17 protein-coding genes and 7 pseudogenes are annotated in these 18,868 nt (G+C 67.1%); 8 read left to right on the top strand and 16 right to left on the bottom strand.

All coding sequences use genetic code 11. The annotated features are described in order from the left end of the window. Window positions 1-468 precede the first annotated feature (468 nt). Both ACWFRJ_RS42325 and ACWFRJ_RS42330 read right to left on the bottom strand, forming a co-directional pair. Window positions 469-663 (bottom strand): hypothetical protein, encoded by a 195-nt coding sequence (locus tag ACWFRJ_RS42325; protein WP_453544026.1) that lies wholly within the window; start codon window positions 661-663, stop codon window positions 469-471. A 166-nt stretch (window positions 664-829) separates the two neighbouring features. Next, window positions 830-1,234: a type II toxin-antitoxin system PemK/MazF family toxin gene (locus ACWFRJ_RS42330; protein ID WP_453544028.1), complete on the bottom strand. Its 405-nt coding sequence runs from the start codon at window positions 1,232-1,234 to the stop codon at window positions 830-832. 15 nt (window positions 1,235-1,249) lie between these two features. Between ACWFRJ_RS42330 and ACWFRJ_RS42335 the strand changes: the two genes are divergently transcribed. Then, window positions 1,250-1,447 (top strand): hypothetical protein, encoded by a 198-nt coding sequence (locus tag ACWFRJ_RS42335; RefSeq protein ID WP_453544030.1) that lies wholly within the window; start codon window positions 1,250-1,252, stop codon window positions 1,445-1,447. Window positions 1,448-1,610: 163 nt separating this feature from the next. Beyond that, the gene (locus ACWFRJ_RS42340) at window positions 1,611-2,132 is read left to right on the top strand and encodes an NUDIX domain-containing protein (protein WP_453544157.1); all 522 of its coding nucleotides are present in this window, start codon (window positions 1,611-1,613) and stop codon (window positions 2,130-2,132) included. A 59-nt stretch (window positions 2,133-2,191) separates the two neighbouring features. Here ACWFRJ_RS42340 and ACWFRJ_RS42345 read toward each other — a convergent pair. The 4 genes and pseudogenes from ACWFRJ_RS42345 to ACWFRJ_RS42360 all read right to left on the bottom strand — a co-directional run. Continuing rightward, window positions 2,192-2,419: pseudogene (locus tag ACWFRJ_RS42345) on the bottom strand (IS5/IS1182 family transposase); the annotation flags it as partial. A 1,302-nt stretch (window positions 2,420-3,721) separates the two neighbouring features. Beyond that, window positions 3,722-4,240: a DUF4760 domain-containing protein gene (locus tag ACWFRJ_RS42350; protein ID WP_453544032.1), complete on the bottom strand. Its 519-nt coding sequence runs from the start codon at window positions 4,238-4,240 to the stop codon at window positions 3,722-3,724. 159 nt (window positions 4,241-4,399) lie between these two features. Further along, window positions 4,400-4,708: pseudogene (tpg, locus tag ACWFRJ_RS42355) on the bottom strand (telomere-protecting terminal protein Tpg); the annotation flags it as partial. 21 nt (window positions 4,709-4,729) lie between these two features. Further along, entirely contained in the window at window positions 4,730-5,683 is a 954-nt protein-coding gene (locus ACWFRJ_RS42360; RefSeq protein ID WP_453544034.1) for a LysR family transcriptional regulator, read from the bottom strand. A gap of 100 nt (window positions 5,684-5,783) precedes the next feature. Between ACWFRJ_RS42360 and pcaD the strand changes: the two genes are divergently transcribed. Beyond that, entirely contained in the window at window positions 5,784-6,590 is an 807-nt protein-coding gene (pcaD, locus tag ACWFRJ_RS42365) for a 3-oxoadipate enol-lactonase (protein ID WP_453544036.1), read from the top strand. Between the two features lie 404 nt (window positions 6,591-6,994). Beyond that, the gene (locus tag ACWFRJ_RS42370) at window positions 6,995-7,333 is read left to right on the top strand and encodes an ankyrin repeat domain-containing protein (RefSeq protein WP_453544159.1); all 339 of its coding nucleotides are present in this window, start codon (window positions 6,995-6,997) and stop codon (window positions 7,331-7,333) included. Between the two features lie 89 nt (window positions 7,334-7,422). Here the strand turns inward: ACWFRJ_RS42370 and ACWFRJ_RS42375 are convergent, their stop codons facing one another. Then, entirely contained in the window at window positions 7,423-7,713 is a 291-nt protein-coding gene (locus ACWFRJ_RS42375; RefSeq protein WP_453544038.1) for a hypothetical protein, read from the bottom strand. Window positions 7,714-7,911: 198 nt separating this feature from the next. Here ACWFRJ_RS42375 and ACWFRJ_RS42380 point away from each other — a divergent pair, with 198 nt between their 5' ends. Then, window positions 7,912-9,147 carry a hypothetical protein gene (locus ACWFRJ_RS42380; RefSeq protein WP_453544040.1) on the top strand — a complete coding sequence of 412 codons (1,236 nt, stop codon included), beginning with the start codon at window positions 7,912-7,914 and terminating at the stop codon, window positions 9,145-9,147. A 619-nt stretch (window positions 9,148-9,766) separates the two neighbouring features. On the opposite strand, the pseudogene ACWFRJ_RS42385 reads toward ACWFRJ_RS42380, so the two are convergent. The 5 genes and pseudogenes from ACWFRJ_RS42385 to ACWFRJ_RS42405 all read right to left on the bottom strand — a co-directional run. Continuing rightward, window positions 9,767-9,922: pseudogene (locus ACWFRJ_RS42385) on the bottom strand (sigma factor); the annotation flags it as partial. 93 nt (window positions 9,923-10,015) lie between these two features. Further along, a pseudogene (locus ACWFRJ_RS42390) lies at window positions 10,016-11,220 on the bottom strand (NAD(P)/FAD-dependent oxidoreductase). Between the two features lie 494 nt (window positions 11,221-11,714). After that, window positions 11,715-12,135: pseudogene (locus ACWFRJ_RS42395) on the bottom strand (pyridoxamine 5'-phosphate oxidase family protein). Between the two features lie 250 nt (window positions 12,136-12,385). Continuing rightward, window positions 12,386-12,541, bottom strand: a complete 156-nt coding sequence (locus ACWFRJ_RS42400) for a hypothetical protein (protein WP_453544042.1) — start codon at window positions 12,539-12,541, stop codon at window positions 12,386-12,388. A 379-nt stretch (window positions 12,542-12,920) separates the two neighbouring features. Next, on the bottom strand, window positions 12,921-13,169 hold the full coding sequence (locus ACWFRJ_RS42405) for a hypothetical protein (RefSeq protein WP_453544044.1): 249 nt from the start codon (window positions 13,167-13,169) through the stop codon (window positions 12,921-12,923). 324 nt (window positions 13,170-13,493) lie between these two features. Here ACWFRJ_RS42405 and ACWFRJ_RS42410 point away from each other — a divergent pair. Then, window positions 13,494-13,775, top strand: a pseudogene (locus ACWFRJ_RS42410) (transposase); the annotation flags it as partial. Window positions 13,776-13,805: 30 nt separating this feature from the next. Here ACWFRJ_RS42410 and ACWFRJ_RS42415 read toward each other — a convergent pair. Next, on the bottom strand, window positions 13,806-14,678 hold the full coding sequence (locus tag ACWFRJ_RS42415) for an aldo/keto reductase family oxidoreductase (RefSeq protein ID WP_453544046.1): 873 nt from the start codon (window positions 14,676-14,678) through the stop codon (window positions 13,806-13,808). A gap of 136 nt (window positions 14,679-14,814) precedes the next feature. Here ACWFRJ_RS42415 and ACWFRJ_RS42420 point away from each other — a divergent pair, with 136 nt between their 5' ends. Continuing rightward, window positions 14,815-15,240, top strand: a complete 426-nt coding sequence (locus ACWFRJ_RS42420) for a winged helix-turn-helix transcriptional regulator (RefSeq protein WP_453544048.1) — start codon at window positions 14,815-14,817, stop codon at window positions 15,238-15,240. 260 nt (window positions 15,241-15,500) lie between these two features. On the opposite strand, the pseudogene ACWFRJ_RS42425 reads toward ACWFRJ_RS42420, so the two are convergent. Next, window positions 15,501-16,553: pseudogene (locus ACWFRJ_RS42425) on the bottom strand (IS701 family transposase); the annotation flags it as partial. A 115-nt stretch (window positions 16,554-16,668) separates the two neighbouring features. Here ACWFRJ_RS42425 and ACWFRJ_RS42430 point away from each other — a divergent pair. Further along, window positions 16,669-16,977: a transposase gene (locus ACWFRJ_RS42430; RefSeq protein WP_453544161.1), complete on the top strand. Its 309-nt coding sequence runs from the start codon at window positions 16,669-16,671 to the stop codon at window positions 16,975-16,977. A 240-nt stretch (window positions 16,978-17,217) separates the two neighbouring features. Here the strand turns inward: ACWFRJ_RS42430 and ACWFRJ_RS42435 are convergent, their stop codons facing one another. Both ACWFRJ_RS42435 and ACWFRJ_RS42440 read right to left on the bottom strand, forming a co-directional pair. Further along, window positions 17,218-18,051, bottom strand: coding sequence for an amino acid ABC transporter ATP-binding protein (locus tag ACWFRJ_RS42435; RefSeq protein ID WP_453544050.1), 834 nt, complete (start codon window positions 18,049-18,051; stop codon window positions 17,218-17,220). A 5-nt stretch (window positions 18,052-18,056) separates the two neighbouring features. Then, window positions 18,057-18,842, bottom strand: a complete 786-nt coding sequence (locus ACWFRJ_RS42440; RefSeq protein ID WP_453544052.1) for an amino acid ABC transporter permease — start codon at window positions 18,840-18,842, stop codon at window positions 18,057-18,059. Between the last annotated feature and the right edge of the window lie 26 nt (window positions 18,843-18,868).

The raw sequence follows: 18,868 nt of genomic DNA on the forward strand, positions 1-18,868 counted from the left end.
AACACCACCCAGCCCGCCCAGCCCGCCACACTCCAAACACCTGCCACACCACACCACAACACACAACGCCAAACCACCAGAACCCAGCCAGTACCAGATGACCCACGCCCCGGACACCAAGTCCGGGGCGCTACTCCTCGCCACGGCAACTACTGGCACCCGGGGGCGGGGGACGGTTGCATCGCTGGCTTGCCGCAAGCAGCTAACGCAAGCTGCAGCGTTACAGCCCTCCTCACACCTGTCCACGCACATGAAGCTCCACACCACGCAACAGCAAGAGACATACAGGACGCCACAGCTACCGTCGCAGGCAGAGTCGCAAGGAGACTGACCCCACCCCGCCCCGCCTGCCCTGCCAGGGCGGCATTCGACTCAGAAGTCGGATACCCGGCGCCGACCGCGGTCAACGAATCCGACCCCGAGGACAGCCCGGCCTCCACGCACCAGACCTCCGGCGTCCTGTCTCCATCAAGCCATAAGGGCGTACGGATCCGGATCATTACGCACCGGCTCTACCTGAAGAACTCGCATCAACTTGCCATTCAGCAGACCATTCAACGACTGAAGCAGCACGACGTCGCCGAGCAGCCACGGCGCGAGGGTGTGGTCGAGGTCGAGCACGGCGAAGGCGCCTTCGTAGTGGATGCGGCCGTGCGGAGGCATCGATCGGGGTGTGGGCTGTCCAGAAACCGCGGCCCACACCCCGAGGGTCAACTCCAGCAGTAGATCGTGATCTCGGTGGTGAGGGGCGCCGAGGCGGCAGGTGGCCGGCGTCGATCATCTCGCCCGAGATCGCCCACGCCGTCGCGGGCATCGGCTCCTTCTCCGTCTACCCGAGTTCACCGAGACGGAGGGCATCCCTCATCTCGCTGAGCTTCGCGGTCGTGGCCGGGGTCCGCTCCTGCACTTGTTCAGCGAGACGGAGGGCGTCGTCGATCTCGCAGAGCTTCACGGAGGACAGGACGGCCGCCCGCTCTATCAGGTCGTCCCGGGACACAGTGGTCAGCCACGTGCACGGAGTGAAGCCTGAACGCGGGAACGCGAGCCGCAGCACACCTTCGAACGGCAGTCCTTCACCGGCGCCGACCGTCACTTCGATGCCCAGAGCGCTGATGTCGACGCCCGCCGGAGAGACGACCTGCATCACCCGGATCCCGGACGTGTCGTCTCCCGACAGCAGTACGACCAACCTCCGCTCGTCGAACTGGACCCACCAGACTTCGCCACGTTGCACAAGTCCTCCAGACACATGACGGCAGGCAGACGCTGCGCGACCCTGACGCGCTGTGGAGACGGAGCACAAGCAGCCAACCTCCTCATCGACAAGACCTCCTCGGCCTCCCCTGTCGAACACGCCCACCAGCAGGTCCTGCTGCGCCCGGAACTGGTCGTACGCCGCTCCTCTCAACGCCGGGACGCATCTGCCGCGTTCGTGCGCCAGGCCTAAAGCGAATGCGAGCGAATGCCGCGGGACGTAGAGCGGGTTCCGAACAGTAGGGCCAACTGCTCACATGAACCCACCACTCTGCGAACACCGAGGCCAAGCCTGAGTGAGTGTTTGGGAACAGACCAAATTCCGAGAAGCGGCGCTGTCAGTGGGCTATGCCAGGATGTGCGTCGTGGACGAACTGGTGGAGCGTGTCGATGATCAGGATCGTGTCCTGGGGGTGGTCAGCCGCCGGCAGGCAGTTCGGGAGGGTTGGCTGCACCGGGTCGCCGTGACGGTGTGTCGTGATGAGAGTGGGCGGACCATCGTTACCCGACGGTCGGAACAACTGTCACGCTTCCCCGGGCTCTATGAGGTCGTGGTCGGTGGCGCCGTTGGTGTCGGTGAGTCCTATGAGCAGGCCGCCGCGCGGGAGCTGGCCGAAGAACTGGGCGTTAGTGTGCAGCCGCGCTTGCTGTTCACGTTCCTCAACCACAGCGGTTTGAGCCCTCACTGGCTCGGCGTGCACGAATCCGTGGTGCCGAACGCCGTGGCCGCTGATCCTGATGAGATCGCTTGGCATGGCTGGCTGACCGAGCCGGAGCTGCGGTCGGCCCTGCTGGAGTGGCACTTCGCCCCCGACAGCCACGAAGCTTACAACCGGTATCTCGCCTTCCGGCTCCGTCCCAAGAATGCAAGGTCGTGAGCCAGACGATGCCCAGCGATCTGTCTCTGGCAGCTGGCGCGATGAACGCCCCTGGATGATCAGGAAGCTGTCCAAAGCCCATGCTCTCCGTGTGGCCACGTGGTCGTCCTCGACCAGTCAGCTTGGGGCCCCTTGCGCGTGAGTCGTCGGGTCAGAAGGGTGATGAGCGCCCAGGTCAGATGTGCTTCTGAATGTTGAGGAAGGCGCTCGTAATTGCTGACATTGCGGCGGGATTTCATGATCCAGCCCAGAGTGCGTTCGACTTTCCAGCGGCGGGGCAGGCGGACGGTCTGCTGCCCGCCGGCCTCACCGCGCCAGGCCGCTCAATACCGCAGCCAGCAGCGCCAGATCCTCCTCAACACCGTCCGCATCCCCCAACCCACACCTGGCTCCACACACTGCCCCACGCGAGCGCATGGACCATGCCCGACCCTGGGACGGCTCCGCGACAAGCCCGTCCTACTCCTGACTCCCGACGGGCGCCCGCTCAACCCCGCCCTACGCGAACACCTGACCTACCAGCCCGACACCGGCCTGTCCCGCCGCACCTGACCCCTGCCGACCGGTACCGTCGCTACCTCCCGCACGCACGGGAATGAACCGGAGTAGCGAGCGTGGTGTAAGCAGCTGGCTCCCCGCCCTCCGCATGACCGGATATTCAGTCGCTCCCCGGCACTTGGGGGCGGTCGTGAGCGGGCCGTACCTACGGCCCTGAACGACGCCGGGCCTTGTCCGCCGCACAAGCGCGCCAAGAGCCGTCACTTCTCCTCGCCCGGTGGCGGCTCCACGTACAGGCAATACCTGCACCTGGAAGCCGAGTCGAGGCTGCCCATGCACCGGCGGCAGGTGCCCCGGTCCCCGACAGGGCCGCGGCCATCCGCGCATCCCGGGCACGTCATCACCGGCTGGACAAAGCCGAAACCGATCACCCACCCAGCACTCTCGGCCGCCTGACGCGCCATCCGGGAAACCTCTTCCGCGGAACGCTCATCCCCGTCATCGCCCGTCTCGACCGCCAGGAAGACGGCGAGACAGTCATCGCCATCGCAGACAACAGCCACTCCCGTTGGCATCAGCTCTCCTCCCCTCGCGCGGCACGCTCAGCAGCAACGCCAGCCGCCCGCCTCCCGTCGTGCCCAGCATGACCATCTTGTGGGAGCCGACCCTCTGCGCGCTGACGTTCGGCAGGCATTCACCGATCTAGGCCGATACTCACCCCAGGCACAGGGACACGTGGAGACCCCTTGACGCTTATCCAGACCCAGGCAGATCGTGGCCATCCGTGTCACATTCCGCCCCGAAAGGGGACTTGCATGTTGTTCACCTGACGCTACGTAGTACGCCCCGACGGCTCCTTCTGCCGCATCGGCAACCTCGACCACGTCAGCGACACAGAACTCGCCCGACTGCACCCGGCCGAACAGGACAGCCAGGAGGAGACGCCCCGGTCCTGTTCCCGCTGCAGCGGGAACTCCTGCTGCACTGGCACGGCCCGGTTCCCGAAGTCGGCAAACAGTGACCAGTCGCCTGTCATGGCAGGAGTCGCAAACCGGGCAGTGTGAACGCCTGGAGCAGCACCGCTTCGCGCATCATGGGCGCGGGAGGCGCCACAGTTCGGTACGCGCACGGGCCTGGTCCGCGGGGATCTCACGGACCAGGTGGTAGAGGTTCTCGAAGTACTCCTGCCAGCGGTTCGGATCCGGCATGGCGTTCCCCGCCCTTTTGGCCCGCTCCGCCTCCACCAGCGGCCGCATCCCTTCCCACACCGAGACCACCGACCCGCCCAGGTACCCGGAGACAGGCTCGATGTCCACCACACCATGCGCGACCAGGGCGCCCAGGTTGTCGTAGAACCAGGCCAGCTCACGCACCAACTCCCTCTGGGCTTCCGGCACTCCGTCCAGACCCGCCGACAGATCGCAGCCCGGCAGCCGCTCATGCACGAACTGCCGTGCCCCGGCCAGACGGGAGCTTCGATGCTCACGGAAGAGGTCCACCAGCACCGGCAGCGTGTTGGCATGCTGCGCCAACCTCAACTGCCGCAACGACGCCCACCCGGATACCCCCAGCGCCACCACCGACACCACCAACGCTGCAACACCCACCACGCCCCCAACACCGGCCGTCACACGTTCTCGTCTTCACCCAGCAGAGTCTCAGGCCTGCTGCCAACGGGATACTCGCATGCAAGCTCCGCGTGACGCCTGCCGCCCGGGCGACGGAGGGTAGCGAAGGTGAGAGCTTGCGGAGTCGGCGGCGGGCCCAGATCAGAAGGAGACGTCGATGTAGTCGATGGCGGTGAATTCGACTTCACGCTGGTCGGCGCTGCGGCCGTGGTCCTTGAAGTACATCTCCTGGATGCTTTCGGCGATCACCTCGTTGAGGCTCTGGGCACCGATGCACCCCTGGGCTTCGAAGAGGCGGCGGGCGTAGTCGGCGGGGAGGTAGACGGTGATGCGCCGTGTACGGCCGTCGTCGGTCGTGCCGATCGGTGCGCTGTAGCCGAACCGGGCGTGGGCCTCCACGGTGATCCCGGTACGGGTCCCGGCCCGCCTGCGGCGCCGGTCGCGGACGCGAGGCTGCCAGCCCGACCACGATCAACTCCGGGGTGGGTGTTCCGGCGTCTTCTTCGCCCCGGGTACACGGCCCAGCGCCGGCCGCAGAACCGGTGCATGAAGCTCCAAAAAGTCCCACAGTTTGTCGGCGACCGGCCCGTGCGGCCGGTCGCGCCGACGAGCTGCCGAGAGTTCCTCGACCACACCGGGAAAGTGCCGTCCGGCGATGGAAAGCAGCCTTCCGTCACGCAACTCGGTCTCGATCATGAACCTCGGCATGTGTCCCCACGCCATGCCGTGCAAGATCAGCTCCTTCTTCATGAGGTGGTCCGGAACGGAGCTCCGGGGCGCGCCTTCGACCAGGAAGTGGCCTTGTTCGGACGGATGCCGCGCCGAATCCCGGACCATGCACTGGGTGAAGGCCTGCATCCGCTGCGGTGTGATGTCGGTGTCCGCAGGGAAAGGCAGGAAACCGGGCGCCACGACGGGCACCAGCGCGACGCGGCCGAGATCGATCCACTCCATCCGCACGTCGCTCTTGGGGACGCGGTGCACCATGAGGTCGGCTTCGTCCTCCAGCAGCCGCTCCCAGGGGCCGGTGACCGTCTCGAACTGCAGGTGCAGTCGTGTCTGCGGGCGCTGCGCGAAGAAGCCGCTGAGCATCTCCAACACCGGCGGAAGCGGGCACAGGTCCCCTAGCACCACGCGCAGTTCGGCCTCTTCGCCCATCGCCAACTGCTCGGCGTAGGTCTGCAGTTCCTCGGCCTCGTGCAGCAGGAAGCGCACCTTGCGGTGGAAGGCGTGACCCGCCTCGGTGAGCTGGACCCGATAGCCCGAGCGATCCAGCAGGTCCAGGCCCAGCTGGCGCTCCAGCTTGGCAACTGCCGCGAACACAGAAGGGTGTGAGCGGTGCAGCCGCTCGGCGGCGGCCTGGAAGCCGCCGTCGAGCACCACGGCGTTGAAGCACTGCAATTCGTGGAGCGTGAAGTTCGACATTGTCCAGATAGCCTACAGAGCTCGTTTGATCTTTGTAATAGCACTCTGCCAGGTGGTGTTCATAGGCTGGGCACATAGCCACTAGATCACTGGAGCTGACATGACTTCTCAGACCCCTACTGCCATCACCACCGGCGACGGCGTCCGCATCGCCTACCGCTTCGACGGTGACGAGAACCAGCCGGTGCTGCTGCTCTCGAATTCCATCGGCACCGACCTGCACATGTGGGATGGCCAGGTGTCGGCTCTAACTGAGCATTTCCGGCTGCTGCGCTACGACGCGCGCGGCCACGGCGCCTCCGATGTCCCGGACGGCCCGTATTCCCTGGACCGGCTGGGACGCGACGTGGTGGAACTCCTGGATGCCCTGGGCCTGCAACGGGTGCACGTGCTGGGCCTGTCCCTGGGCGGAATCGTCGCGCAGTGGCTGGGGATCCACGTCCCCGAGCGCGTCGACCACCTGATCCTCTCCAACACCGCCGCCTACCTCGGCCCGGCCCGTCAGTGGGACCAGCCGATCGCCGAACTGCTGCAAGCCCCCGACATGCAGGCCACTGCGGAAAGCTTCCTGCACAACTGGTTCCCGGCCCGCATGCTGCAGGGCGACAACGAGATCGTCGAGGGCTTCCGCCACACCCTGCTCGCCACCCAGCGCCAGGGCGTGGCCGGAAGCTGGGCCGCGGTGCGCGACTACGACCTGCGCCGCACAGCCACGCTCATTGACAACCCCACACTGGTCATCGCGGGCGAGCACGACACCGTCACATCCGCCGACCACGGCAAAGAGCTCGCCGCGGCCATCCCCGACGCACAGTTCACCATCCTGCCCACCGTGCACATGGCCAACGTCGAAGCACAGACACAGTTCCTGGACACCGTGACAACCTTCCTCACCCAACAGACCTGAGCGGTCCCCTGCCCCGTGCCCGGACGCCCACCTGCTCCAGGCCTCCGCCACTCCCCCGGCATACCAGCCGGATCCAGATCCCCTGCCCGCCCGCCACCGCGGCGGAACGGCCATCCTCTCCGTCCAACGCCACATCGACGACTGGAGCATCTGCGCTTCCACATAGCCGCCCGCGACGCCCACACCACGCGGGCTCACCCACCACGGACGAGGCCGGGGGACATACCAAATACCCGGCCTCGCTGAGATCCCACTCCTGCCCTCTATTTCACGGTCAGGGGGGTGCCCCTCTCTCTTCCGTCGGGCCCGGAAAGGATGGGGTCATGGCGGATGGGGATCAGGGTCGGGACTGGACGGGTCGCACTTCGGTGCACTAAGGGGCCTTGGATGGAGACATCGCCGGCTTGAGGGCGGCCCTGGCGGGCGGGGCAGATCCCTGCCTGGCGGACAACGCAGGGATGACGCCCCTGCACTTCGCCGCGCAGTCTCAGGCCGCGTCGGCAGCGGAGATCCTTCTGACGGCGGGTGCGTCCGTGGATGTCGGTGACGGCAACGGCCATACCGCGCTGTTCACCGCGGTGTTCAACTACCGAGGGGATCCGGCAACGCTTCAGGTACTGCTGCAAGCCGGAGCCGATCCCGAGCAGCAAAACGCGAAGGGTGTGAGCCCGCGCGCGCTCGCCGATCTGATCGCCAACTATGACGTGGCCATTCACGTGCCCGGCGCCGGGCAGAACCGGTAGGCGCTGGCCAGACCCTCTGCCTCTCATGCTGCTGCCGGTCGTGGTTCATACAGACCCGCCGCGTTGCGTGTTCCACGCCGCGTAGCCCCTCACCCCCGCGGCGGCACCCTGCTAGCCAGGTTCGACAACAGCTCTTCGGCAGCCAGGACGTCCACCTGGCCGCCGATCACCACCGCCGCAAGCACGCCCAGCACATCGTGCGCCTCGGCCAGCGTCAGCACGGGAAGCAGCGAAGCCGGCGGGTCCACGGCGGTCGGAACATCAGCAGCGAGATCCATGCCCGGCACAACGACGACAGCGTCGGCCGGAGACGGGCGCGAGAGACCTGCAATGCTGCCCTGCCTTGCCCGAACGCCCGACCGCCCCTGGCGCAGCTCCATTTGCCCACCCGACAACGGTCTGCTCCAGGGGAGGAATAAGCCCCTCCGTGATCATTTGTGGCCCGTTCGGGCCTCACGCCACCACCCCCTGTGGCCGCTACATTCACCCCCGACCGGACACACACGACCAAGGGGAAACAGGCAATGATGCGCCTCATAAGACCCATAAGACCCGTCAGCCACATCGGCAGATCGCTCATGGCGGTGACTGCTACGGCGGCCGCCGTAGCAGTCACCGCCATGAGCCTTGCCGTCTCACCGGCTGCTGCAGCACCCGCCCACACGACGGGGCCCGGGCCCGGCGACACCTGTACGGCGGCCGACCTCGGCACACGCCACCCGTACATCAAGACCACCGAAGTGTCCCCGACGATCACCCACTTCAAGGGCTGGTACGTCACCGAGGGCACAACCGGCACGCAGACCGTCACCACCACCGCCCAGACGACCATCACGGTCTCCGTCGGCCTGAACGGCAATGTCGAGGGCGGTTTCGGCACCGAGGCCCTCGGCAAGGTCGGCGCGAGCCTGGGCCTGAACGTAAAGGTCGACTACACCTCCACCAGCACCGAGTCGAACGCGGTCACCTGGAACTTCAACCAGCCCGGCTACTACGGCGCCTACAAGGGCACCAAGAAGGTCACCGGCACCTACGGAAGCCTCAACTGCAACCGCGTCCAACAGGGCGACGGCAGTTGGGCGTTGAAGTGGATCGAGGGGCCCGAAGGCGGGAACTTCACCACCTACACCACCCTCGAGGAAGGCGCGGTGCGCTGCCAGGACCAGGTACCCGCAGGCAGCATCATGGCCAAGGCGCAAGACCTCCTCGACTGCGGCTCGGCCGCCGCGAAGGCCGAGCACCCGGCGGGTGCGGTGGCGCCGACGGCGGAGCAGAAGCGGGACCGCCTCGTGCCGCGCCCGGCTCTCGCCGGCGGCACATCCGTCGAACAGCCCAAGGCCACCGGGCATAACGCGCGGGCCGCCCTCGAGTGCCAGGCGGACGTCTACAAGATCGCCGTACCCGGCAAGCCCCTGTCCTGGGGCGCGCCGCTCCTGGCGGACGACGGTGTCCGCCTGCGGCCCTCGACGATCTTCAGCGCCCACCTGGACAACTGGCGCCTGTGCAACGTGACGGAGCGGGGCGGGGTCCTCGAGGCGTCCCTGTGGAACTGGGGCAACGGCGGCTGCGCGACCATCGCCGCGCAGAACGCGGCCACCGAACGGGCGGTGCTGACGACGGCCCCCTGCACGGAGGACGACCTCCAGCGGTTCTACATCTACCGCGACGTACCCGGCAGCTCGAAGATCGGTGTGCAGAACAAGTACACCGGCTCCATGATGGGCCACGACCGGTACGCGGACGGGGAGTTCATCCGCCAGTACTCCAGCGGCAGGCAGGACGGTACGGGTACGTACACCCTGATCGGAGTCTGACGGCCCACACCCCGCGAGCGGCCCCGCACGTGAACCCCTGATCTCCCGGTTTCGTGCGGGGCCCTTCGCCTTCACACTCCGAGCCCGGCCTTGGGGACCAGTGGAGCAGCCGAAACCGCGCTCGACCCTTGCATTCCTCGCCAATGCCCAGGCTGAGCCCGGGCATTGGCGGGATCCTCCTCAAGGGGTCCCACAGTCACGACGGGATGGCTACCGACTTCTCTGCCACGACGTATACCTTGTGGTCGCTGGCGGCGCACCCGAGCATCTCTCCGATCTCAACGGTCACCGAGGCCGCGGTCACCAACCTCCTGGTCTCCGTCCGGGGCGCCCTCAACGAGCCCGACTCCCCGCCTGCGCGCACAAGCCCGGCCCGGGGACTCGAGCTCGCCAGGGTGATCGTGGAGCACGCGGACTGGGAAAACCTTGCGGGCTCGGATCTGGTCACGGCGCGTATGAATCTCAAGCACGCCCACCGCCGCACCCACGGCTACTACGTCTGCCCCCTCCTCGCCGACGACCAGCTCATCGCCCGCGCCGAGCTCTCCCTCACCCACCACGCCATCACCCCTCTGCGCACCACGACAGAACCCGGCGCACCCCCAGCTGATCACCGAGGCCGCCCCCGGTCGGCCTTGACCCACTGCAGCCAGGTCTCCTGGAGGACGTCCTCGGCGTCGGCCGCCGATCCGAGTACCTCGTAGGCGACGGTGAAGACCAGGTTGCGGTGAGCGAGGAATGCCTCGGTCGCCGGGTCGGTGGCGTCGTCGCTCATCTCTCGTCCCGTTTCCTCGTCCTTCGCGGTCGGCCGTGGCGGCCGACCGCGTTCGCGTGCGTCCACAGCAAGATCCTCCCCAGCACCCACCGGTCAGGCTGCCCGGTCGGCTGCGGCCGGTGTCCCGGCGCGGTGGTCGCGCAGCATCTGCTTGCGCTTGGCGACGCCTCCCGGCATGCGGTGCAGCCTGAACGAACCAGGCTTGTGCGCCTCCCCGGCCAGGTGCTTGGGGATGCCCTGGCAAACCATTTCCTTGATCCTGGCGCCCAGGCCGTCGTCGATGTGCAGCCGCCCGCGACGTCGGACCTGTTGGCGAACTGGTAGATGCCCGCGCTTCGCCCCAGGCTGATGCACTGGGCGTACATCGACTGGTGGAGGTTCTCCGGCTGCTCACCCGCGAGCCGGCTGAGTACGGTGTCGGCGGCCCGCGCGCCCAGCGGAGACGCGTTCAGGCAGCTCATCCGCAGCGGCAGGCCGGACGGTGCCGCCGAGTCCCCGGCCGCGACGATGCGCGCGTCGTCCACACTCGGCAGCGTCTCGTCCGTGAGCAGGCGGCCCACGGCGTCGGTGCTCAGCCCGCTACGCGCGGCCAGGTCGGGAACGCCGAAGCCGACGGTCCAGACGGCCACCTCGCTCGCCAGCTCACGGCCGTCAGCGAGCCGTACGGCGTCGCCGGTCACTGCCGTCACCTTCGTGTCCGAGCCGTCGATGACCGTCACACCGAGCGCGGCCAGCCGCTTCGCCACCGAGCGCCGGCCCCGCGTGTGCAGGTACGGGCCGAGAACTCCGCCGCAGACCAGGGTCACCTGGCGACCCTGTTCCGCCAGTTCGGCGGCGGTCTCGATGCCGGTGGGACCGGCGCCGACCACCGTCACCGGAGCCGTCTCCGGCGTGGCTTCGAGGACGGCACGCAGCCGCTGTGCCTCCTCCAGGGTGGCGATCGGGTACGCGAACTCAGCGCCGGGCACGCCCGGTTCCGCGCTGCCGCTGCCCACGGCGTAGATCAGGTAGTCGTAGCCGAGCGTGGCGTGGGCTGTAAGCGTCACGCTGCGTGCGGCCGCGTCGATCCGCGTCACGCTGTCGACCACCAGCCGGACCCGCTCGGCCAGTACGTCCTCGTACGCGACGACCGCGTCGTCGGACCCGCCCACCAACTGGTGCAGGCGGACCCGGTGGACAAGATCCGGGCGCGGGTTGATCAGCGTCACCGTCACGTCGTCGCGCTGCGTCAGCCGGTTCGCGGCCATCACGCCCGCGTATCCGCCACCGATCACGACCACCTGCGTGTTCCCAGTCATGGCGCCTCCTTCGGTTCCAGGTGTTCGGCCATAAGTCACCGCATAGCCAGTCGCTGTGACAGGGTGTGAAGCAGATCACTTCACTGGGCTCGCCCGGAGCTGTGACCGCAGTGGCTCAACAGGGTGGGTCAGGCGACGGTTTCGAGAGCGCACGGTGACTCGGCTTGTCCTCTCACCCAACGCTCGGCCGTCAACAACGCCATCAGCCGCCGCGTCTACACCCTGGCTGCGATCGCCCTGGAGCAGTGCCCAGCCGAAGGCGGCCGTGACAGCGTCGATGCCAAGAAGCTGGAAAGACTCGCCCTCGCCTGACCACGGGCGGCTGCGGTCAATCCGTCCGCTCCGGGCTCAGGTGATCGCGGTGTAGCGGCCGGTGGCTCTGTTGGGGGTGCCGGTGGCGACGATGGTTCCGCCTGCGACGCCGCTGCCCCATCCCCATGTCGATGACCTGGTCGGCGTTGGCGACTCTCCCACCCCAGCCAGCGGCATCAGTCTCAGGACGGAACGACGGCATAACTGAGATCCTGGACCTTGAGCGAGGCGGGCCTCAAACGCAGCCACATCGTGCCTCGTTCACCCGGATTGTCATACAGATGGCCCACGAACCGCGCATCCCAGAGAGCCTCATCCACCCCCAGATAGCGGACCAGCTTGCGTCGGCCTCTCGGCACGTCGAACGGCACGAGCTCAGCCCGCCCCCCTCGCGATCAACTGCCGGACACGTCCCGTCACGAGATCGCATTCATCCACCACGAGCGCGACGTTCGGATCGTTCTTCACCCGGTCGAACAACCGGGTCCACGGACCCGTCAGTACCCAGAATGCACCGCCCTCCCACAAGAACCAGACCGGGCGCACGGTGGGCCCATTGGTAGCTATGCGAGCGGTGAGCGGCTGCTGCAGGAACGTGTCCACATCGAAGCTACGAGACGTCACATCGCCAATCTCGTGGTGCCATGCGTCTCTTGCCTACCGACCTCCGACCTAGGACCACAGCAGCACGGCAGGGACGTGACACGGCCTGACGCCTCGGAGAGGTGGGAAATTACGTGCGGTTAGCCCTGGGGGGAATCGGGCTCATCGACACAAGGCAAGGGTTCGTTATTGGGCATCCACAATAGCGGCCAATATCCTGTTTTCCGTGTGCCTACGAGCGCGGTCTACTTCAACACGCCGCACTTGACAGGGAACAGACCCGGTCGGTGTAGAGCTTGGTCGTCAACTGGCCGCCGCAGCCGCCCAGCAGCAGCCCGCACCAGAAGGTGTGGTGCTCGTGCCGGTGGCGAAAGGCATCCAGCTCAATCGCCTCCAACGGCAGCATGAGCGGCTCCTCTGAGTCCGCGCTGCCCAGCACTGCCGTCTGGATCTGCCGCCTGTCACGATGCAAGGAGCCCCCAATTTGATCCAACTCATCCTGCTATCAGCCGAGTTCAGCATCCAGATCACGTCCGAGCGCCAATTCGCATGACGAAACCCGCACCGTGGAGGCTCACTCCGGAGGCGGCTCCCCGTCAGGCAGGCGGGCGCCGTCTGGGTCCCGTCGTAGCCCGCGACCGCGATCCCCAGCCGGACCAGAATCGACAAGTCCGGGCGCGCGCCCGGACCTCTTCGGCGCCAGCTCCTACAGCGGCTGACAGGTTCCCCACGTTTCGCCGCCTGGGCCGTACCGACCTTCACGCTCACGTCGTTAGGCCAGGGTTTCACCCTCTACCGGCTTCGCCGTCGTCCTCGTTGTCGGCGAGCGTGCCTACTTCTCCGGTGCCGCCGCATTCACCGCAGGTGACGGTGGTTTCGTTGCCCTCGTGGTCCTTGACGGTGATGGTGCCACCGACGCAGTTCCCGCATGCGGGCACCTTGGCCTCCAGGAGCCGCTTCGTCAGGTTAATCAGCCTGGTGTAGCGCCAGTCCTCTTCAAGGGTTTTGAGGTGCTTGCGATCGACCCAGGCCATGACGACACTCCTTGCGCTGCCCTGCCACCAGGGTCCCGCGGCCGGCAGGGCAGTGCAACGGCCTCACCCGGGAGGCTTCGTCAGTGCCTGTTCCTGAGCCCGACATGACATGTCAGTGATTTGGCTGTCATACCCTTCTGCCGTGGCGAACTGGCGGCGTTCTCTGAAGGATGGATTCTGGGCTTGGGAACGGGCTTTGGGCGGACGGCGTCGTCTGACGCGGATCCAGAAGTGGGTGGCCCGACACCCGATCGGCACCGGCCTTTGCGTGGCTGTGCCCTCACCCAAGAACGGGGCTCAGTACCGACCTTCGGGTCCCATTAGGCGTACTCCTCCCGGGCGATCCGCGAACACCTGCGCAAGCGCGGCATCCGGGCAGTGATCCCCGTCCCTGCCGACCAGCGCACACACCGGCTACGGCGGGGCAGCCGCGGCGGCAGGCCACCGGACTTCGACCGCGAGACCTATAAGCAGCGCAACACCGTCGAGAGGTGCCTCAACCGCCTGAAGCAGTGGCGAGGCATCGCCACCCGCTACGAGAAGACCGCCACCATCTACCTGGCCGGACTCCACAGCGCGGGCATCTTCCTCTGGTCCGCCCGATAGCACGGTCCCCGATGGTGGCCTGCGTGTTGTTCAGTGGCCGATGCTGTCCAGTTCGGCCACGTCCTGGTCCGAGAGCGAGAGACCGGCGCCTGCGATGTTCTCGCGCAGGTGGGCGGTGGACGAAGTACCGGGGATGAGCAGGATGTTCGGCGAGCGCTGCATCAGCCAGGCCAGCGCGACCGACATCGGCGTCGCCCCCAGTCGGTTCGCGACCTGCGAGAGGGCCTCGGACTGTAGCGGCGTGAAGCCTCCCAGGGGGAAGAACGGCACGTAGGCGATGCCGTCGGCGGCGAGGTGGTCCACGAGGTCGTCGTCGCGGCGGTGGGCGAGGTTGTACATGTTCTGCACGCACACGATCGGAGCGACGCTGCGCGCCTCGGCGACCTGCTCCCCGGTGACATTACTGACGCCGAGGTGGCGGATCAGGCCCGCGTGCTGGAGGTCGACGAGCGTCTCGAACGCTTCGGTGATCGAGCCGGGCTGCGGGCCCTGAGCATCGCCCATACGCATGTTGACCAGGCCGAGGGTCTCGACGCCGAGGGATTCAAGGTTCTCGTGGACCTGCTTGCGCAGGTCTTCGGGGCGCCGGGCCGTGGGCCAGCCGCCCTGCGCGTCGCGGGTCGCACCCACCTTGGTGGCGATGAACAGCGACTCCGGGTAGGGGTGCAGTGCCTCACAGATCAGCTCATTGGTGATGCGCGGTCCGTAGGCGCCGCTGGTGTCGATGTGGGTGATCCCGAGGCTGACCGCCTCGCGCAACACGGCCAGGGCACCGCCGTGGTCGGCGGGCGGCCCCATGACCCACGGGCCGGTGAGCTGCATCGCGCCGTAACCGAACCGGGCGACGGCTGAGTCACCCAGCGTCCAGGTTCCGCCGGGGAGGGATGTGGAGGGCATGTCCATCGTGGTGCCTTTCACTTCGTGCCAGGGGTGGTGTTTCCAGCCCCTTTGCATCAGCATTGGAGAGAAACTTCCTGTTGGGAAGTAGGCACTCTGAAGTGCGTAACCACCCAGAAGGTGAGAGGTAAGGCCAGCGACAATGAAGGCCGACAAGAAGGCGCAGGCGAAGGCGGAGTACAACGCGTTCCTGGCCGCGTGCCCCAGCCGTCAGCTCCTCGACCGGGTCTCAGACAAATGGGTCGTCCTGATCCTGTGCGCACTGGGCGGTGACACACCCGAACAGCCCGGCGCATCACGCGCCCCCAAGGCGATGCGCTACTCCGAACTGGCCCGGCTACTGGCCGGCGTCAGCCAGAAGATGCTGACCCAGAACCTACGGGCTCTCGAACGCGACGGCTTGCTCACCCGCACGGTGACACCCACGGTCCCTGTCACCGTCACGTACGAGCTGACCGGCCTCGGCCTCTCACTCCATCATCTGACACGCGGACTCAGACAGTGGGCCCAGACCCACATGGAACAAGTCCTCACCCATCGCGAGAGCCACGACGCACGAGCTTCCTAGCGTGAACGGCCTTCTCCAACTCTGCTGCGGGTTGAGATCTGCCTGACCACGGGTGACGTGCAGCGTATACGGGTCAAGTCGAGCCCCTATTTTCCGGACCGGCCGCCACGACCGGAATACCAGGTGGATGATCCAAACGAAACGGCTAGTGCTTCGTTAGGTTCTGGGTCTGCTGGCGGTGAGGGGGCGGCCGCAGGTGGTGCAGGTGCCGGTCCAGCACCGCAGCAGGTCCTGCAGCGTGTCGAGGACTTGGTAGAGGGTCAGACTGAGGTCCGGGCTTTTGGGTCCAGGCGCCGGAGGGTGAGAAAGGCCTGGGCGGCGGTGACGAGGGTGACGTGGTGGTGCCAGCCGCGCCAGGTCCGGCCTTCGAAGTGGTCCAGGCCCAGGCCGTGTTTGAGTTCGCGGTAATCGTGCTCGATGCGCCAGCGCATCTTCGCCCATCTCACCAGATCGGCGACGGGGGTGGTGGCGGGCAGGTTGCTCATCCAGTAACCGGTCGGTTCGTCTGCGTCTTCGGGCTGTTCGACCAGCAGGGTTCGCAGCGGCAGCACACCGTCCCATCGGCCACGCCCGCCGGCCTGTTCCCGGGCGGTGTGACGGGCGGCCTTGCCCGCCGGTCGCACCCGGAGCACGGCGAACCGGGAGGCCATGCCGCCCTTGCTGCCATGGCGCCAGGTCACCTGCTCGAACGCCGTGGTGGCATCGACCAGGCCCCTCAGAGGCCGGGCAGGTTCGCGACAGCAGGGCCGGGTGGGCGGCCCCAGCCCGCCGTAGGGCGGCTGATACGGCTCGGCCGCCTCCGGCTGGACGGTCTCTTTGGGATCGACGGCCATCATGTAGGACCAGCCGCGCTCCTCCAGCGCGAGCCGGAAGGAGACACTGCGGCCGTAACCGGGATCTGCCACGATCACCGGCACCGACGGCAGGCAACCGGCCAGCCGCTCCAACAAGCCCAACGCCAAATTAGACTTGGGCACATGCCCGACGCCATCGGGCACTCCGGCAGCCTGGCGCCGCCGGGCGTCGTCCGCCCACTGTTCGGGCAGGAACAGCTCCCACTCCAGCGGACAGGACGCGGCGTCGGTGGCGGCGTGCACGCTGACCGCGACCTGGCAGTCGGCCCGCTTGCCCACCGCGCCGCAGTACTGCCGGGCCACCCCCACCGACGCCTTCCCGCACTTGGGAAACGACACGTCGTCGACCACCCACACCTGCGGCTGGATCACCTTGCACAGACGCTCGGCGATCCGCCGGCGGACCGGCGTCCACGCCCATGGCGACTGGCTGACGAACTGCTGCAGGGCCTGCAGGTCTACGGAGGCGCGTGTCCGGGACGGTCTGCAGGTCACCATGGCGGCGTCCTCCCGTAACAGCGTCTTCTAACAGCAGTTCCTGCAACAGGTCGAGGACGCCAACCCGCAGGGCGAGATCTGGGTCGTCACCGACAACCTGTCCTCCCACAACAGCGTGTCCACCCGAACTTGGCTGGAGGATCACCCCCGCATCCACCACGCCTTCATCCCCGTCGGCGCCTGCTGGCTCAACCTGCAGGAAGGCTGGTGGCGCATCTTCCGCAAAACCGCCCTCGCCGGACTGTCCTTCGCCGACCCCAACGACATCGCCCAGGCTACCGTCCTGGCAACCAACCAGCTCAACTCCCGTGCCAAGCCCTGGGTCTGGGGCAGGCCATCGCCACCAACTCGCCTACTACGGAGCCGATATGTGTACACCCTTTGAGGAATCCAGCACTAGGTGAAGCGTCACAGCTCAGAGGACTTTCCGGTTTCAAGGATCGCATCAGTTCCAACTGGACGTGACAGGCTCACCCTGCCTGAGGATCTCACCACGCCCCGCTTCCCGAAAACGCGGCAAATGTGTCTGGCAGCCCCACCGATCCACTTATCCGCGCAGGGTCAGCGCCCCTGCGGGCCCCCTCCCGCACGCCCGCACGCCGGGATACTCGGTCCCGAGGTGCACTCAGCGGTCCACGCGCTTCTCGTGCGGTCCTGTGTCCGGGACCTCGCCCATTTCCGCCGCCGCAGGATCGAGTACGCGCGCCAGGAAAATTCGGGTCCGCTCGTGCTGCGGGTCACCCACCACACGTTCGGGCGTGCCCTCCTCGACGATCACTCCGTCGTCCATGAAGACCACCCGGTCGGCGACCTCGCGCGCGAAGCTCATCTCGTGGGTGACGACCAGCATCGTCATTCCCTCCTGGGCGAGCGAGCGCATCACCGCGAGTACGTCCCCGACCAGTTCGGGGTCGAGCGCGGAGGTCGGCTCGTCGAAGAGCATCAGCTCGGGGTCCATGGACAGCGCCCGAGCGATCGCGACCCGCTGCTGCTGGCCGCCGGAGAGCTGCGCCGGATAGGACTGCTCCTTGTCGACGAGGCCCACCCGCGCGAGGTTGGCCCGCGCGATGCGCTCCGCCTCCTCCTTGCTGCGCCGCAGCACGCGGCGCTGCGCGATGGTCAGGTTCTCCAGTGCCGTGAGGTGCGGGAAGAGGTTGAAGGACTGGAAGACCATGCCGATGCGACGGCGTACGCGATCGATGTCCACATCGGGGTCGGTGACCTCCGTGCCGGCCACCGTCACCGTGCCCGACGTGGGCTCTTCCAGGAGGTTGACGCAGCGCAGCAGGGTCGACTTGCCAGAGCCCGAGGGGCCGATGACACAGACCACGTCGCCGCGCCCGACCGTCAAGTCGATGCCCTTGAGCACCTTCAGATCGCCGAATGACTTGTGCAGCTCGCGCACCTCGATCGCCTGGCCCGAAGGTGCGGGCGCATCGGGTGCCTTGTCCAACTTCATAATGCTCACCTGGCTTTCGCCGTACGGGCCTCGAGCCGCCGCACCAGATGGCCGAGCGGGAGGGTGATGACGAGATACAGCAGTCCGGCGATCAGGATCGGGGTCAGGCTCTTGTGCTCGTTCAGCGCGTCCCGGCCGAAGTTGGCCAGCTCGAACTGGCCGAGCGAGAGGCCGAGCAGATACACCAGTGAGGAGTCCTTGGTGAGCAGGATCAGCTCGTTGGTCAGCGGCGGAAGCACGATCCGGAACGCCTGCGGCATCACGATCGACACCATCGCACGCCCTGGTGACATGCCCAGCGAACGGGCCGCCTCCGTCTGGCCCTTGGGCACCGCCAGAATGCCCGCGCGGATCGTCTCGGCCATGTAGGCGGCGCCCACCAGGCCCAGAGACAGCATCACCGTGATGTTCATGTCGAGCGCTACCTCGAAGGCCAGCGGCACCCCGAAGCCGAGCGCGATGAACACCAGCAGGGAGGGGACGCCGCGGAAAAACTCGATATAGGCGATCGCGATCCAGCGGTAGGGAGGCACCGTGGACAGCCGCATCAGCGCCAGCACGATGCCGAGCCCCAGGCCGAAGCCGAAGCCGAGCAGCGTGTAGTAGGCGGTGTTGACCAGCGCGGTGGTGATCACCTCGGGGAACAGCGCCTTGGCGATCTCCACGTCGAAGAATGCCTGGCGCAGTGTCCCCCAGTCGGCCACCAGCGCGAACACGGCTATGGCGATGAACAGCACGGCGTACTGGACGCCGCGGATCAGCCGTGCCCGCCGCCGTCGGGACATGGACATACGTGCAGAACTCCTCTGGTCAGCCG

Source organism: Streptomyces sp. NPDC055239 (assembly GCF_053606205.1).

Excerpts from the sequence above, each read along its gene's own strand:
- ACWFRJ_RS42335 (WP_453544030.1), top strand. The coding sequence starts at position 1,250 with ATGACGGCAGGCAGACGCTGCGCGACCCTGACGCGCTGTGGAGACGGA.
- ACWFRJ_RS42405 (WP_453544044.1), bottom strand. The coding sequence starts at position 13,169 with ATGGCCTGGGTCGATCGCAAGCACCTCAAAACCCTTGAAGAGGACTGG.
- ACWFRJ_RS42360 (WP_453544034.1), bottom strand. The coding sequence starts at position 5,683 with ATGTCGAACTTCACGCTCCACGAATTGCAGTGCTTCAACGCCGTGGTG.
- ACWFRJ_RS42325 (WP_453544026.1), bottom strand. The coding sequence starts at position 663 with ATGCCTCCGCACGGCCGCATCCACTACGAAGGCGCCTTCGCCGTGCTC.
- ACWFRJ_RS42420 (WP_453544048.1), top strand. The coding sequence starts at position 14,815 with ATGAAGGCCGACAAGAAGGCGCAGGCGAAGGCGGAGTACAACGCGTTC.
- pcaD (WP_453544036.1), top strand. The coding sequence starts at position 5,784 with ATGACTTCTCAGACCCCTACTGCCATCACCACCGGCGACGGCGTCCGC.
- ACWFRJ_RS42400 (WP_453544042.1), bottom strand. The coding sequence starts at position 12,541 with ATGCTGCCGTTGGAGGCGATTGAGCTGGATGCCTTTCGCCACCGGCAC.
- ACWFRJ_RS42380 (WP_453544040.1), top strand. The coding sequence starts at position 7,912 with ATGGCGGTGACTGCTACGGCGGCCGCCGTAGCAGTCACCGCCATGAGC.
- ACWFRJ_RS42440 (WP_453544052.1), bottom strand. The coding sequence starts at position 18,842 with ATGTCCATGTCCCGACGGCGGCGGGCACGGCTGATCCGCGGCGTCCAG.
- ACWFRJ_RS42340 (WP_453544157.1), top strand. The coding sequence starts at position 1,611 with ATGTGCGTCGTGGACGAACTGGTGGAGCGTGTCGATGATCAGGATCGT.
- ACWFRJ_RS42375 (WP_453544038.1), bottom strand. The coding sequence starts at position 7,713 with ATGGAGCTGCGCCAGGGGCGGTCGGGCGTTCGGGCAAGGCAGGGCAGC.
- ACWFRJ_RS42435 (WP_453544050.1), bottom strand. The coding sequence starts at position 18,051 with ATGAAGTTGGACAAGGCACCCGATGCGCCCGCACCTTCGGGCCAGGCG.
- ACWFRJ_RS42415 (WP_453544046.1), bottom strand. The coding sequence starts at position 14,678 with ATGGACATGCCCTCCACATCCCTCCCCGGCGGAACCTGGACGCTGGGT.